The sequence below is a fragment of the Micromonospora palomenae genome, assembly GCF_007829925.1.
Classification (GTDB): Bacteria; Actinomycetota; Actinomycetes; order Mycobacteriales; family Micromonosporaceae; genus Micromonospora; species Micromonospora purpureochromogenes.
In genome coordinates this window covers 558751-572999 of record NZ_VIXA01000003.1, presented here as the reverse complement: position 1 = coordinate 572999, position 14249 = coordinate 558751, and the positions used below count along the sequence as shown (strand labels likewise).

The window sequence follows — 14249 nt, the reverse complement described above, 5'->3', positions numbered from 1 at the left end:
ACCGGGGCCGACGGCGCGAAAGGGCAGCGAGGCCGGGCTCAGGCGAGGGTGGCGTGCATCTCCCAGACCAGGATCTCGGCGGGCTCGGTGGCGCTGACCCGGTGGCCGCCGGTCATCGTGATCCGGGCGGCGTCGCCCTCGCCGAGCCGGCCGGCGCCCTCCAGCGTCACCGCACCGCTGGGCACGTAGAGGTGCAGGTAGGGCGCGTCGGGCAGGGTCACCTCGTCGCCGGCGGCGAGCCGGGCGGCGTGCAGGGTGGCGTACCGGTTGCGGATCCGGATGGCGGAGGCGCCGTCGTACCGGTCCATGCCGGAGGCGACCGGCACCAGGCCGCCGCGCAGCAGCTCGTCACCGATCTCCAGCTGCTCGTAGCCGGGGTCGACGCCGTCGGTGTCGGGCACCACCCACATCTGCACGAAGTGGACCGGCTCGCCGTGCGGCTCCCGACCCTCCAGCCGCCAGGAGTCGTTCTTCTCCGAGTGCAGGATGCCGGTGCCGGCGCTCATCCGCTGGGCCAGCCCGGGATAGATGATCCCGCTGTGCCCGGTGGAGTCCTGGTGCACCAGCGAGCCGCGCAGCACCCAGGTCACGATCTCCATGTCCTCGTGCGGGTGGGTCTCGAAACCGGTGCCCGGGTGGACGATGTCGTCGTTGTTGACCAGCAGCAGGCCGTGGTGGGTGTTGGCCGGGTCGTAGTGCCGGGAGAACGAGAAGGAGTGCTTCGAGTCGAGCCAGGACAGTCGGGTCTTGAACCGGTCCTCGGCCCGGCGGACGTCCACCGCCGGGCTCGGCGCCAGCGCGGTCACCAGGCCCGCTGCCCGGTCTCGTTCGGCGCCCAGGTCAGCGCCGGTTCACCGGTGGCCAGCTCGGCGATCTCGCCGGAGCGCACGCTCGGGGCGTGCCCCAGCTCGGCGCAGTGCTGCTCGGCGATCTCGGCGCAGATCCCGGCGACCTGTTCGCAGATCGGGCTGCCCAGGTCGGCGGCGTTCAGCGCCATGATCATTTTGTACCGGAGATCCGGCATCCCCACCCCCGTGGCGGACGCGCCCGGGCGGCGCGCCCTGCGCCGATCGTACGCGCGCGGGCCGCGCCGACCGGCCGGAACGCGTCAGCGCCGCCCCCGAGGGAGCGGCGCCGACGGCGTACCGGACGTCGATGGTCACCAGAACCGGCGACGCTTGGCCTTCTGCGGACGCAGCATGTCCGCGCCCTTGCTGAGCAGTCGGCTCACGCCGGTCGGGCCCCGACGGGCCTCCAGCGTGTGGCTGAGCCGGCGCGCACCGGCCGCGGCCAGCGGCACGGCGACCGCCATGACCGCCCACTGGGCAATCCGCTTCTGAATCATGTGGGTTCACCTCCGCGTCTTGGCTGCTACCCCAAGAGGTACCCCACCGGACGCTCGAATAAGCGCGAGCCCGGTGACGTCTACACCTGCGGGGCGACCGGGTTGGGCAGCGCGCCCCCGAACCGGCGGTCCCGCTTCGCGTACAGCTCGCAGGCGTACCAGAGGTGCCGGCGGTCGAAGTCCGGCCAGAGGGTGTCGAGGAACACCAGCTCCGCGTACGCCGTCTGCCAGAGCAGGAAGTTGGAGATCCGCTCCTCACCGGAGGGACGCAGGAACAGGTCCACCTCCGGGATCTCCGGGTGGTAGAGGTACTTCGCCACCGTCTTTTCGTTGACCTTCGCCGGGTCGAGCCGACCGGCGGCCACGTCGCGGGCGATCGCGGCGGCGGCGTCGGCGATCTCCGCCTGGCCGCCGTAGTTCACGCAGAACTGCAGGGTCAGCGTCGAGTTGCCGCGGGACATCTCCTCGGCGGTCTGCAACTCGGAGATGACGCTCTTCCACAGCCGCCCCGCCCGGCCCGACCAGACCACCCGCACGCCGAGGTCGACGAGCTGGTCGCGGCGGCGGCGGATGACGTCCCGGTTGAAGCCCATCAGGAAGCGGACCTCGTCCGGCGAGCGCCGCCAGTTCTCGGTGGAGAACGCGTACGCCGACAGGTAGGGAATGCCCAGCTCGATCGCGCCCTCAATGGTGTCGAAGAGGCTGAACTCCCCCGCCTCGTGACCCTTGGTGCGGGGCAGGCCGCGCTCCTTGGCCCACCGGCCGTTGCCGTCCATCACCACCGCGACGTGCTTCGGCACCGCCTCGGCGGGCAGCGCCGGCGGCCGGGCGCCCGACGGGTGCGGTGTCGGCGGCACCGGCGTGCGCCGGCCGGCCCTCAACGATCGGATCACTCGGTCATCTCCCTGTCCACGCCGTCCACGCCGGCCCCGACGCCGGGCGGCGGCGGGACCGGACCGGCCACGCCACCGCCGGGTGACGGGACCGCGCCGGCCGCCGGGGCACCCCGGTCGACCAGCGGCAGCGAGCGTAGCGCGCGCTCCAGGTGCCACTGCAGGTGCGCCGCGACCAGGCCGCTGCACTCCCGGCGTACGCCGGTCTCGGTGGCGTCGGCGACCCGCCAGTCGCCACTGGTCAGCGCGGACATCAGGTCGATGGTGGCCGGGGCGGGGTGGGCCGCGCCGGGCGGCCGGCAGTCCGGGCAGACCGCGCCGCCGGCCGGTACGGAGAAGGCCCGGTGCCGCCCCGGCGTGCCGCAGACCGCGCAGGCGATCAGCGCCGGCGCCCAGCCCGCCAGCGCCATCCCGCGCAGCAGGTACGCGTCGAGGACCAGCGTGGTGGCGTGGCTCCCGTCGGCCAGCGCCCGCAGCGCGCCGAGGGTGAGCTGGAACAGCCGCAGCGAGGGTTCCCGCTCGACCGGGGTGAGCCGCTCCGCGGTCTCGGCGATCGCGCTCGCCGCGGTGTAGCGGGGATAGTCGCCGAGGAACCGCTTGCCGTAGAGGTCGATCCCCTCGACCTGGCTGACCGTGTGCAGCGAGCTGCCCTGGTTGCCCTTCGGGTCGCCGGCGAGCTGCACGTCGACGTGGCCGAACGGCTCCAGCCGGGCGCCGAACTTGCTGGTGGTGCGCCGGATGCCCCGGGCCACGGCGCGCAGCCGGCCGTGCCGGCGGGTCAGCAGGGTGATGATCCGGTCGGACTCGCCCAGCTTCTGCACACGCAGGACCACCGCGTCGTCGCGGTAGAGCTGGCGGCGGTACCCGGGCATCGGGCCATTCTCCCTCGGGGTGGGAAATCAGGGTCGGTTCGGGGTGGACCGGCGTCGCGTCCCCGATGTGCGGCGGGCGGGGCCGGCCGTAGGTTGCTGACCATGGCTCTTCCCCGCACCGCCGTCGCCCTGGGCGCGGCCGCCACCGTCATCCTCGCCGCCGGGTGCGACACGCTCTCCTTCCGGCGGCTGGACTTCGACCACACCGAGGCGGTGCGGATCAGCACCGTCACCGTACGGCCGGGCGCGGGCGACGTGGTCATCCGGGCCACCGGGCCGGCCACCGAGGTACGCATCAAGCGGGTGCTGCGCTACCAGGGCGACCAGCCGCGCACCACGTACGAGGTGCGGGGCGACGAGCTGGTGCTGGACGCGGAGTGCGGCCCCCGCTGCTCGGTGTCGTACGAGGTGACCGCCCCGGAGGGGGTCCGGGTGCGGGGCGAGACCGGCTCCGGCGACGTCGAGCTGAGCCGGGTCGGTGTGGTGGAGCTGGCCCTCGGCTCGGGCAACATCCGGGTGGCCGGCGCCACCGGCCCGGTACGCGCCACGACCGGCTCCGGGAACATCGAGGTGGAGGACGTGGCCGCCCCGGTCGAGCTGCGCGCCTCGTCGGGCGACATCACCGGGCTGCGGCTGCGGGGCCAGGTGAACGCCGAGGCCGAGTCCGGCAACGTCACGATCGAGCTGGACGAGCCCGCCTCGGCGCGGGCACACGCCTCCAGCGGCGACGTGCAGGTGCTGGTGCCCGCCGGCCGGTACCGGGTGCGGTCCAGCACCGGGTCGGGCGACAGCGACCTAGGGGTGCCGAACGACCCGGGGGCGTCGCTGGTGCTCGACCTGAGCACCGGCAGCGGGAACGTGCGCGTCAGCCAGCGTTGATCTCGACGGTGGCCAGCTCGGCCACCCGGGGAGCGGGGACCACGGCCCGGCCGGCGACGCCGACCGTCGACCGCTCGCGCCGCTTGCCGCCGGGTCCGCTGGCCGGCCGTCCGACCGTACCCACCGGGCCGGCCGGCACGCCGAGCGTCCGGACCGGGCGGGCCGGCGTCCGGGGGCCCGCCGGCGCGGGGCGCACCGGCACGGCGGGTACGCCTCGATCGGCGGCCACCGGCGCCGAGTTCAGCGGCACGGGTACGCCTCGGCGGGCGGCCACCGGGCGCACCGGCCCGGCGGGCTCCTGGCGATCGTCGCCGTCACCGGGACAGCGGACGACCGCTCGCGGCGGAAGGGCAGCGGCCGTCGCCCCGACAGCGCGGGCCGGCCGGGCAGCGCGCCGCCCGCCCGGCACCAGCTCGGGCCGGCGCCGGGCGGCCACGTCCTCCACCCAGCCGACCAGCAGGGTCACCACCCCGACCAGGGCGAAGACCAGCACCACCCGGATCGCCAGGCCGAGGGGGTCCTCGTGCGACCAGCCGACCACGTCGACCAGCGGGGTGAGCAGCACCACGAACGACATGTGCCAGAGGTAGACGGTCAGCGCCCGGCGGTTGAGCACGGTGACTGCCCGGCTGAACACCGGGCTGCGCTCGATCCAGTGCGCCGTGGCCGGGGCCCGGCCCAGCAGGACCAGGATGAACGCCGCGGACCAGAGCGCGTTGCCCAGGTCGATGTCGTTGAGGTCGAAGCCGCGCGGCCCGGGATGGGTGACGATCCAGGCGGCTCCGGCGCCCGCCAGGGCCAGCGCGGTGGGCAGCAGCACCCGGTTGGTGAGCCGGCGCAGCAGGCCGTCGTGGTGGGCGAAGCCCAGCAGCCAGGCACCGAAGTAGACGCCGAACTCGCGCAGCGGGACCGGCGCGGCGGGCAGCAGGCCCAGCTCGATCACCAGCAGCAGCGCGTACGGCAGGGCCAGGGTGGCGACCGGCGCCCGGCGGAACAGCCACAGGGCGACCGGTGAGGCGAGCAGGAACCAGAGGTAGTCGCGCAGGTACCAGATGGGGCTCAACGCCAGCGCGCCCCAGTGGTTGGCCGGCGGGTCGGCGACCGGGAAGAGCCAGAGCAGCACCTTCGGGCCCAGCGGCAGGCCGGTCATCAGCATGGCGGGCACGAGGACGACCGCGACCACCCAGAGCGAGGGCAGCAGGCGACGCAACCGGCGCAGCAGCGCGGCCGGGCCGGAGCGGTCCAGCGAGGCGGCCATCAGCGACCCGGCCAGGGCGAACATCACCGCCATCGCCGGGAAGACGAGGGTCAGCGACGCCCAGCCGGTGACGTGGTAGACCACGACCCGGATGATGGCCAGGAAGCGGAGCAGGTCCAGGTATCGGTTGCGCATCAGCCTGCATCTATGTCGGGGGCGGCGGAGCAGAACCGCTCCCTACCCTCCGACTTCACCCCGCCAAACGGCCGTCACCCCCGGGGCGGACGTGAACCTTCCCATACCGCCGCCGGACCGGTGACCGACCGGACATCGCCGGTCACCGCCCGCGGTGCGGTCAGAAGCCGAGCTTGCGCAGCTGCTTCGGGTCCCGCTGCCAGTCCTTGGCCACCCGTACGTGCAGGTCCAGGTAGACCCGGCTGCCCAGCAGCTCCTCGATCTGCTTGCGGGCCGCCGTGCCGACCGCCTTCAGCCGGCTGGCCCGGTGACCGATCACGATCGCCTTCTGGCTGGGCCGCTCGACGTAGACGTCGGCGAAGATCTTGATGACCTGACCCTCGGGGACCATCTCCTCGACGACGACCGCGATGGAGTGCGGCAGCTCGTCCCGGACCCCCTCCAGCGCCGCCTCCCGGATCAGCTCGGCGACCATCACCTGCTCGGGGTCGTCGGTGAGCATGTCGTCCGGGTAGAGCTGCGGCGACGGCGGCAGGTACTTGGTCATCACGTCGACCAGCGTGTCCACCTGGTGCCCGGAGACCGCGCTGACCGGCACCACCTCGGCGAACTCGCCCAGCTGGCTGACCGCCAGCAGCTGCTCGGCGAGGCGCTTCTTGTCGACCAGGTCGGTCTTGGTCACCACGGCCAGCACGGTGGCCTTCAGCTCGGCCAGCTCACCGGTGATGAACCGGTCGCCCCGGCCGATCGGCTCGTCCGCCGGGATGCAGAGGCCGATCACGTCGACCTCGCTCCAGGTCGAGCGGACCAGGTCGTTGAGGCGCTCGCCGAGCAGCGTCCGGGGGCGGTGCAGGCCGGGGGTGTCGACCAGCACGAGCTGCGAGTCCGGGCGGTGCAGCACGGCCCGGATGACGTGCCGGGTGGTCTGCGGCTTGTTGGAGGTGATCGCGATCTTCTGGCCGACGATCGCGTTGGTCAGCGTCGACTTGCCCGCGTTGGGCCGCCCGACGAAACAGGCGAACCCGGCCCGGTACGGACGCTCCTCGGTGCCGGTCACTCGACCACCGTGCCGAGGACCGTGCCGTCCGGCGCCGCGACGTGGATCGGCGCGTCGGCGGAAAGGTCGCGCACGGCGGCGTGCCCCGCCCCGTCCAGCGTCGACGCCTCGGTCACCACCACGGCCGCCTCCAGCCGGCTCGCGCCCGCCGCCACGGCGGAGGCGACGGCGAGCTGGAGCGCGGTGATGGTCAGCGAGGGCAGCGAGACGCTCGCCGCGGCGTACGTCCGACCGTCCTGGTCCCGCACCGCCGCGCCCTCGACGGCCGCGACCCGGCCACGCGCGCCCCGCGCCAGGACGACCAGCTTGCCGTCCTCGGCGCTCAGTTCGGCCGGGTCGGACGGGGTGGGCCGGGCGGCCGGTACGGCGGGTGACTCAGGCATCGGCGGGTTGCCTCTCCTCGGTTCTGGTCTGGTTGTTGCGGGTCTCGGCCTGCTCGCCGCGCCCCGCCCCGTCCGGCGCGTCACTCGGTTCGACCCGGCTGACCAGCACGGTGTCTATCCGGTTGCGCCGCCCGGTGGTGCCCTCGGCGATCAGCCGCAGCCCGGCCACCTCGGCGCGGGCGCCGGGGATCGGCACCCGGCCCAGGGACTGGGCCAGCAGGCCGCCGACGGTCTCCACCTCGTCGGTGGGCAGCTCGGTGTCGAACAGCTCGCCCAGGTTCTCCACCGGGAGCCGGGCGGTGACCCGCACCGCGCCGTCCTCCAGGTGTTCCACCGGCGGGCGTTCGACATCGTACTCGTCGGTGATCTCGCCGACGATCTCCTCCAGGATGTCCTCGATCGTCACCAGGCCGCCGGTGCCGCCGTACTCGTCGACGACGATGACCAGGTGGTTGCGGGCGGCCTGCATCTCCGAGAGCAGGTCGTCGACCGGCTTGGACTCGGGCACGAAGGTCGCCGGGCGCATCAGCTCGGAGACCGGGCTCTGGTGGGCCCGCAGGTCGCCGCCCCGGGTACGCCGGATGAGGTCCTTGAGGTAGAGCACGCCGAGCACGTCGTCGACGCTCTCGCCGATCACCGGGATACGGGAGAAGCCGGAGCGCAGGAAGAGCGCCAGCGCCTGGGAGAGCGTCTTGCCCTCCTCTATCCAGACCATCTCCGTGCGGGGCACCATCACCTCGCGGGCGATGGTGTCGCCGAGCGCGAAGACCGAGTGGATCATCTGCCGCTCGCCGTGCTCCACGACGCCGCGCTGCTCGGCCAGGTCGACCAGCTCGCGCAGCTCCACCTGGCTGGCGAACGGCCCCTCGCGGAAGCCGCGCCCCGGGGTGACCGCGTTGCCGATCAGGATCAGCAGCGAGGCGAGCGGGTTCAGCGCCCGCCCCAGCCAGCGGACCAGCGGCGCCACCGCCCGGCCCACCGCGTACGCGTGCTGCCGGCCGATGGTGCGCGGGGCCACCCCGACGACGACGAAACTGACCACGGTCATCGCGCCGGCGGTGATCAGCGCCGCCCGCCAGCCCGCGCCGAAGGTGTCCACCGCGACGAGGGCGACCAGCGTGGTGGCGGTCAGCTCGGCCAGCAGCCGGAGCAGCAGCAACAGGTTGAGGTGGCGGACCACGTCGCCGGCGACGGCCTGGAGGGTACGCGCGCCGCGTACCCCGTCCCGGGCCAGCTCGGCGGCCCGGGCCGGGGAGACGGCGGCGAGCGCCGCCTCGGTCATCGCGATCAGACCGGCGAGTACCACCAGCCCCGCCGCGAAGAAGATGAGCTGGAGGTCGGGTAGGCCGGCGGCGGCCGCCGCCTGGGTGGTCATCACCGGGTCCGGGTCGACCGCCAGCTGGCCAGCAGTCGGGCCTGGAGCGTGAACATCTCCCGCTCCTCCTCCGGCTCGGCGTGGTCGTACCCGAGCAGGTGCAGCACGCCGTGCACGGTGAGCAGGTGCAGCTCGTCGGCGGTGGTGTGGCCGGCGGTGGCGGCCTGCTTGGCCGCCACCTCCGGGCAGAGCACGATGTCGCCGAGCAGGGCCGGCTCACCGCCGGCCGGGGCGCTCTCCCCCGGACCGTGGTCGACGCTGCCCTCGTCCATCGGGAAGGCGAGCACGTCGGTCGGCCCGTCCCCACCCATCCAGCGGTGGTTCAGCTCGGTCATGTACTCGATGTCGACCAGCAGCACGGAGAGCTCGGCGAGGGGGTTGACCCCCATCTCGTCGAGGGCGTGCCGGGCGACGGCGAGCACGGCGTCGGTGTCGACGTCGACACCGGACTCGTTGGCGATCTCGATGGACAACTGTCTTCCTCTTGGTTAGCGGCGCCGGCCGGCCCGGCCGCCCTGGGCGGTCCGCCCCGGCACGGCGTGCACGCTCTGCGCCTGCTGGTTCTCCCGCTCGGCGTCCCAGCGGGCGTACGCGTCGACGATCTCGCCGACCAGCTTGTGCCGGACCACGTCCGAGCTGGAGAGCTGGGCGAAGTGCACGTCCTCGACGTTCTCCAGGATCTCCCGGACCACCCGCAGGCCGCTGGTCGTCCCGCCGGGGAGGTCCACCTGGGTGACGTCACCGGTCACCACGATCTTGGAGTTGAAGCCGAGTCGGGTGAGGAACATCTTCATCTGCTCGGGCGTGGTGTTCTGCGCCTCGTCCAGGATGATGAACGCGTCGTTGAGGGTCCGGCCCCGCATGTACGCCAGCGGCGCGACCTCGATCGTGCCGGCGGCCATCAGCTTGGGGATGGACTCCGGGTCGAGCATGTCGTGCAGCGCGTCGTAGAGCGGCCGCAGGTACGGGTCGATCTTCTCGTTGAGGGTGCCGGGCAGGAAGCCCAGCCGCTCCCCCGCCTCGACCGCCGGCCGGGTCAGGATGATCCGGTTGACCTGCTTCGCCTGGAGCGCCTGGACGGCCTTCGCCATGGCGAGGTAGGTCTTTCCGGTGCCGGCGGGGCCGATGCCGAAGACGATGGTGTGGGTGTCGATCGCGTCGACGTAGCGCTTCTGCCCGAGCGTCTTGGGGCGGATGGTGCGCCCGCGCCGGGAGAGGATGTTGAGGGTGAGGACCTCGGCGGGCCGCTCCGCGCTGCCCTGCTCGAGCATGCCGACGGTACGCCGGACGGCATCAGTGGTCAGGGTCTCGCCTTTCTCGATCAGTTCGAGCAGCTCGCTGAAGAGGCGCTCGGCGAGGGCGTTGTCCGCGGGGGCACCGGTGATGGTGATCTCGTTGCCGCGCACGTGCACGTCACTGTCGACCGAGCGTTCGACGAGGCGCAGGATCTCGTCACCCGCGCCGAGCAGGTTGACCATGATCTTGGAATCGGGAACCGTGATCCTGGTCTGCACCCGGGGCGGGCCGGGAGGTGGGGTGCCGGTCATAAATCGGGCCGTCGGGCCCTGCGCCACCTGCTTCCGATCTCGGGCGCCGGCCCTGCTGGCACGGCGTGCGGACGTTACACCCATCGTATCCGCTCAACCCCGCCGGCACCGCGTCCATTTCCGCCGCCCCCGGGAGCGGGCGCAGCGCCCCCGGGAGCGGGCGCAGGGTGGGCGATACCTCCGGGCGGCACCCACACCACGCACCCGCGCCCAGGGCGGGGGTCGGGTCAGCCGGCGCGGAAGTCGTACCGGTCGAAGGCCTCCTGACGGCGGGTGAAGCGGTAGGTCGCCCAGTGCATCCGGACCACCGTGCCGTGCTCGTCCCGGGTCAGCCGCAGCAGCTCGCCGACCTCCCGCCCGGCGACCGTCCGGAAGACGTCCGGAGCGTCCGGCAGCGGCGCGAAGACCGCCGGGGGCTTCCCCGCCGGGTCGTCGGCGCCCCGGGCACGCAGCGCGCCGTCGTGCCAGCTGAAGACGTACTCGAAGCCCTCGCCCCACCAGCGGCCCAGCATCCCGCGCAGCGGCCCGGGAGCCGGTTCGCCCGGCCGCCACGGCGTGACGTCGGCCGGGTCGTGCTCGGCGGACGCGGCGAGCAGCCGGTGCGGCAGGTCGAAGACCTCCGCCGCGGTGCCGGAGGAGCCGAGCACCGCGCAGCCCATCGCGCCGGCCGTGCCGTCGCCGCCGCGCCGGCCGTAGACCGCGGCGAGGAAGCCCGGCATCGCGCCGTCGTGCCCCACGTGCACCACCCGGTCCGGGTACGGCACCAGGATCAGGCCGAGCCCGAAACCGGCCGCCCAGAGCGTCTCGTCGGTGGTGGTCAGCGGCCAGCGCATCTCGTCCAGCGAGGCCGGCGCGAGCACCGCCCCGGCCGGGTCCAACGCCACCGGGTCGGCCAGGAAGGCCGCCCACCGGGCCATGTCGGTCGCGGTGCTCCAGAGCTGGGCGGCCGGGGCGATCGCGCCGAAGTCGGTCGGCGGCTCCGGGTGCGCCTCGTCGGAGTAGGCGTCGACCAGGAACCCGGTGGCCGCCGCCGGCCCCGGCGTGACCGAGGTGGCGGCCAGGCCCAGCGGGGTCAGCACCCGCTCGGTGAGCACCTCGGCCCAGGAGCCGCCGCGCAGCTCGCCGACCAGCCGGCCGAGCAGCGCCATGCCCAGGTTGGAGTAGTGGTAGCGGCGCCCGGTCGGCAGCACCCGCTCGGCCCGGGCCAGCTCGGCGACCAGTTCGTCCGCGCCGGGGGCGCGCAGCGTGTCCCAGACGTCGCCGTACGGCTCGCGTTGCAGGCCGGCGGTGTGCGACAGCAGCCGGCGTACGGTCAGCTCGCCGTGCGCGGGCAGCGCCAGGTGCCGGCCGATCGGGTCGTCCAGGTCGAGCAGGCCGTCGTCGCGGCACTGCATCACCAGCACCGAGGTGAAGGTCTTGGTCACCGAGCCGATCCGGAACCGGGTGTCCGGGCCGAGGTCGGCGTCGGTGCCGGTGCCGCCGACCTCGCAGGTCCACAGCGGCCGGTCGGCGCGGTGCAGGGCCGCCGCCAGGGCCGGCACCCGGGCCTGCGCCTGCACCCGGCGCACCATCCGGGCCAGCCGGTCGGGCCCAGCCGTCACGCGACGTTCCGGGCCAGCATCGGGCCGAGCGGCGCGCCGCCGAGCAGGTGCGCGTGCACGTGGAAGACCTCCTGGCCGCCGTACGTGCCGGTGTTGAACATCAGCCGGAAGCCGTCTCCGAGCAGCCCCTCGTCCTCCGCCACCGCGGCCGCCGTGGCGAGCAGGTCGCCGGCGAGCTTCGGGTCGCCCTGGCCCAGCGTGGCCACGTCGGCGTAGTGCTCCTTCGGGATGACCAGCACGTGCACCGGCGCCTTCGGGGCGAGGTCGCGGAAGGCGAGGGTGGTGTCGGTTTCCCGGACGATGGTGGCCGGGATCTCCCCGGCGGCGATGCGGCAGAACAGGCAGTCGGATCCCATCGGGGCATGGTAAGGCGTGCCGAGCGCCTCGGGCATGATGTGCCGCGTGACTTCACGAGCGGTACTGGTGACGGGGGCGTCGCGCGGCATCGGCCGCGCCGTGGCGCGGGCGTTCGCGGCGGACGGGGACCGGGTGGCGATCCACCATCGGGACTCGGCCGAGCTGGCCGAGGCGCTCCGCGCCGAGCTGCCCGGCGACGGCCACGTGGTGGTCCGCGCGGACCTCACCGACCCGGCGGCGGTCAAGGCCATGGTGGACGACGCCGCCGCCCGGCTCGGAGGGCTCGACGTGCTGGTCAACAACGCCGGGGTGTACGGCGAGCGGGACGCCCCGCACCCGGTCTTCGGCGCCTCGTACGAGCAGTGGCAGCGGCAGTGGCGGCGGGTGCTGGAGACCAACCTGACCGGGGCGGGCAACGTCACCTGGTGCGCCGCCCAGCACATGCGGGAACGCGGTGGCCGGGTGGTGAACGTGTCGTCGCGGGGCGCGTTCCGGGGCGAGCCGGACCAGCCCGCTTACGGCGCCAGCAAGGCCGGGCTGAACGCGCTCGGGCAGTCCCTCGCCGTCGCGCTCGCGCCGTACGGCATCGCGGTCGCCACGGTCGCCCCGGGCTTCGTGGCGACCGACATGACCACCGAGCACCTGACCGGCGAGCAGGGCGACGCGATCCGCGCGCAGAGCCCGTTCGGCCGGGTGGCCCGCCCCGAGGAGATCGCCGCCGCCGTGCACTGGCTGGCCAGCCCCGAGGCGCAGTGGGCCTCCGGCACCATCGTCGACCTCAACGGCGCCTCCTACCTGCGTACCTGACGCCGACCCGGACCCCTTGCAAACAGTCACCGACCCGCCGCCCGCGCGACGGCTTCGCGGCGGCGGGCCGGGGTAAGGGTCTCCGGTATGGCCGACACGCTGCTGGACCTCTCCGCCGACTACCGGGTGGAGGACGGGCACGACGACGATCCGGTGCTGCTGCGCCCGGACGGCACACCGGTGCAGACCTGGCGGGAGGACTACCCGTACGACGAGCGGATGTCCCGCGCGGAGTACGACCACCACAAGCGCCTGCTCCAGATCGAGCTGCTCAAGCTCCAGGACTGGGTGAAGGAGTCCGGCGAGCGGCTGGTGATCCTCTTCGAGGGCCGGGACGCGGCCGGCAAGGGCGGCACCATCAAGCGCTTCATGGAACACCTCAACCCGCGCGGCGCGCAGGTGGTCGCCCTGGCCAAGCCGGACCAGCGGGAGGCCACCCAGTGGTACTTCCAGCGCTGGCTGGCGCACCTGCCGGCGGCCGGCGAGATCGTGCTCTTCGACCGGTCCTGGTACAACCGGGCCGGGGTCGAGCGGGTGATGGGCTTCTGCACCCGCAAGGAGTACCTGGAGTTCCTGCGGCAGGCCCCCGAGCTGGAGCGGATGCTGGTCCGCTCCGGCATCCGGCTGGTCAAGTTCTGGTTCTCGGTCTCCCGCAACGAGCAGCGCACCCGGTTCGTGGTCCGGCAGGTCGACCCGGTGCGGCAGTGGAAGCTCTCCCCGATGGACGTCGCCTCGCTGGACCGGTGGGACGAGTACACCGAGGCCAAGGAGGCGATGTTCTTCTGGACCGACACCGCCGACGCGCCGTGGACCGTGGTGAAGAGCAACGACAAGAAGCGCGCCCGGCTGGCCGCGATGCGGCACGTGCTGCACCGGTTCGACTACGCCGGCAAGGACCCGGCGGCGGTCGGCACGCCCGACCCGCTGATCATCGGATCGGCCGGTCTGGACCTGCGGCCGGAGGATGAGCCGGTGCCGGTCTTCCCCCGCCCCTGACCGAACCGGCTACCAGCGGCCGAGGCGGGTGGCCAGCACGCTCAGCGCGGCCACCCCGGCCGTGGAGGTGCGCAGCACCGACGGACCGAGCCGCACCGGGCGGGCGCCGGCGTCGGCGAACGCGGTCAGCTCGACCGGGGCGATGCCGCCCTCCGGGCCGACCACCAGCACGATCTCGCCGGTGCCGGGCAGCTCGGCGGTGGTCAGCCGCTCCTCGGCCTCCTCGTGCAGCACGAACGCGGCACCGGCGCCGGCGATCCGCCGCACCACGGTCCCGGTGGACTCGTCCGGGGCGCCGGCCACCACCGGCAGCCAGGGCCGGCGGGCCTGCTTGGCCGCCTCCCGGGCGGTCGCCACCCACTTGTCCCGGGCCCGTACGCCCCGGTCGCCGCGCCACTGGGTCACCGAGCGGGACGCCGCCCAGGGCACGATCTCGTCCACCCCGACCTCGGTCATCGCCTGCACGGCCAGCTCGCCCCGGTCCCCCTTGGCGATGCCCTGCACCACCACGATCCGGGGCACCGGCGCGTCGGCGTACCCGCGGGAGGTGACCCGCACGTCGAGGGTGCCCCGGCCGACGGTGGTGACCACGGCGGCGGCCGTGCCGCCCCGACCGTCGGCCAGCAGCAGTTCCTCGCCGACGCGCAGCCGCTGCACGGTGGCCGCGTGGTGGCCCTCCGGGCCGTCCAGGGTCAGCGTGTCGCCGGTGGGCAGCGCCTCGACCAGGAACAGCGGCGCGGACAC

17 protein-coding genes are annotated in these 14249 nt (G+C 73.9%); 3 read left to right on the top strand and 14 right to left on the bottom strand.

The annotated features are described in order from the left end of the window. Positions 1-38: 38 nt before the first annotated feature. The 5 genes from FHX75_RS23655 to recO form a co-directional block, all read right to left on the bottom strand. Entirely contained in the window at positions 39-806 is a 768-nt protein-coding gene (locus FHX75_RS23655; RefSeq protein WP_154942506.1) for a pirin family protein, read from the bottom strand. Beyond that, entirely contained in the window at positions 803-997 is a 195-nt protein-coding gene (locus FHX75_RS23650) for a thioredoxin reductase (protein ID WP_231925317.1), read from the bottom strand. The genes FHX75_RS23655 and FHX75_RS23650 overlap by 4 nt, the downstream gene beginning before the upstream one ends. Positions 998-1159: 162 nt before the next feature. After that, positions 1160-1345, bottom strand: a complete 186-nt coding sequence (locus tag FHX75_RS23645; RefSeq protein ID WP_088960799.1) for a hypothetical protein — start codon at positions 1343-1345, stop codon at positions 1160-1162. Positions 1346-1425: 80 nt separating this feature from the next. Further along, entirely contained in the window at positions 1426-2202 is a 777-nt protein-coding gene (locus FHX75_RS23640; protein ID WP_211364577.1) for an isoprenyl transferase, read from the bottom strand. A gap of 32 nt (positions 2203-2234) precedes the next feature. Further along, the gene (gene recO, locus FHX75_RS23635; RefSeq protein WP_154942504.1) at positions 2235-3110 is read right to left on the bottom strand and encodes a DNA repair protein RecO; all 876 of its coding nucleotides are present in this window, start codon (positions 3108-3110) and stop codon (positions 2235-2237) included. 102 nt (positions 3111-3212) lie between these two features. On the opposite strand from recO, the gene FHX75_RS23630 reads away from it, so the two are divergent. Continuing rightward, complete coding sequence (locus tag FHX75_RS23630; RefSeq protein ID WP_154942503.1) at positions 3213-3989, top strand: DUF4097 family beta strand repeat-containing protein; 777 nt, start codon at positions 3213-3215, stop codon at positions 3987-3989. Here the strand turns inward: FHX75_RS23630 and FHX75_RS23625 are convergent. The 8 genes from FHX75_RS23625 to FHX75_RS23590 form a co-directional block, all read right to left on the bottom strand. Continuing rightward, entirely contained in the window at positions 3976-5382 is a 1407-nt protein-coding gene (locus FHX75_RS23625; RefSeq protein ID WP_425463526.1) for an acyltransferase family protein, read from the bottom strand. The two genes, FHX75_RS23630 and FHX75_RS23625, sit on opposite strands and share 14 nt — an antisense overlap. A gap of 160 nt (positions 5383-5542) precedes the next feature. Continuing rightward, positions 5543-6439 (bottom strand): GTPase Era, encoded by an 897-nt coding sequence (gene era / locus FHX75_RS23620; protein ID WP_154942502.1) that lies wholly within the window; start codon positions 6437-6439, stop codon positions 5543-5545. After that, the gene (locus FHX75_RS23615) at positions 6436-6822 is read right to left on the bottom strand and encodes a cytidine deaminase (protein WP_088960793.1); all 387 of its coding nucleotides are present in this window, start codon (positions 6820-6822) and stop codon (positions 6436-6438) included. Before FHX75_RS23615 ends, era begins: the two co-directional genes overlap by 4 nt. Then, positions 6815-8221: a hemolysin family protein gene (locus FHX75_RS23610; RefSeq protein ID WP_170285454.1), complete on the bottom strand. Its 1407-nt coding sequence runs from the start codon at positions 8219-8221 to the stop codon at positions 6815-6817. Before FHX75_RS23610 ends, FHX75_RS23615 begins: the two co-directional genes overlap by 8 nt. Next, the gene (ybeY, locus tag FHX75_RS23605) at positions 8197-8670 is read right to left on the bottom strand and encodes an rRNA maturation RNase YbeY (RefSeq protein ID WP_154942500.1); all 474 of its coding nucleotides are present in this window, start codon (positions 8668-8670) and stop codon (positions 8197-8199) included. Before ybeY ends, FHX75_RS23610 begins: the two co-directional genes overlap by 25 nt. 15 nt (positions 8671-8685) lie before the next feature. After that, the gene (locus FHX75_RS23600) at positions 8686-9744 is read right to left on the bottom strand and encodes a PhoH family protein (RefSeq protein WP_154942499.1); all 1059 of its coding nucleotides are present in this window, start codon (positions 9742-9744) and stop codon (positions 8686-8688) included. A gap of 227 nt (positions 9745-9971) precedes the next feature. Continuing rightward, entirely contained in the window at positions 9972-11345 is a 1374-nt protein-coding gene (locus FHX75_RS23595) for a serine hydrolase domain-containing protein (RefSeq protein ID WP_154942498.1), read from the bottom strand. Beyond that, entirely contained in the window at positions 11342-11701 is a 360-nt protein-coding gene (locus FHX75_RS23590; protein WP_154942497.1) for a histidine triad nucleotide-binding protein, read from the bottom strand. Before FHX75_RS23590 ends, FHX75_RS23595 begins: the two co-directional genes overlap by 4 nt. A gap of 46 nt (positions 11702-11747) precedes the next feature. Between FHX75_RS23590 and FHX75_RS23585 the strand changes: the two genes are divergently transcribed. Both FHX75_RS23585 and ppk2 read left to right on the top strand, forming a co-directional pair. Beyond that, complete coding sequence (locus FHX75_RS23585) at positions 11748-12509, top strand: SDR family oxidoreductase (RefSeq protein ID WP_154942496.1); 762 nt, start codon at positions 11748-11750, stop codon at positions 12507-12509. An 87-nt stretch (positions 12510-12596) separates the two neighbouring features. Then, complete coding sequence (gene ppk2, locus FHX75_RS23580) at positions 12597-13505, top strand: polyphosphate kinase 2 (RefSeq protein WP_154942495.1); 909 nt, start codon at positions 12597-12599, stop codon at positions 13503-13505. Between the two features lie 9 nt (positions 13506-13514). On the opposite strand, the gene FHX75_RS23575 is transcribed toward ppk2, so the two are convergent. Beyond that, entirely contained in the window at positions 13515-14249 is a 735-nt protein-coding gene (locus FHX75_RS23575) for a 16S rRNA (uracil(1498)-N(3))-methyltransferase (protein WP_154942494.1), read from the bottom strand.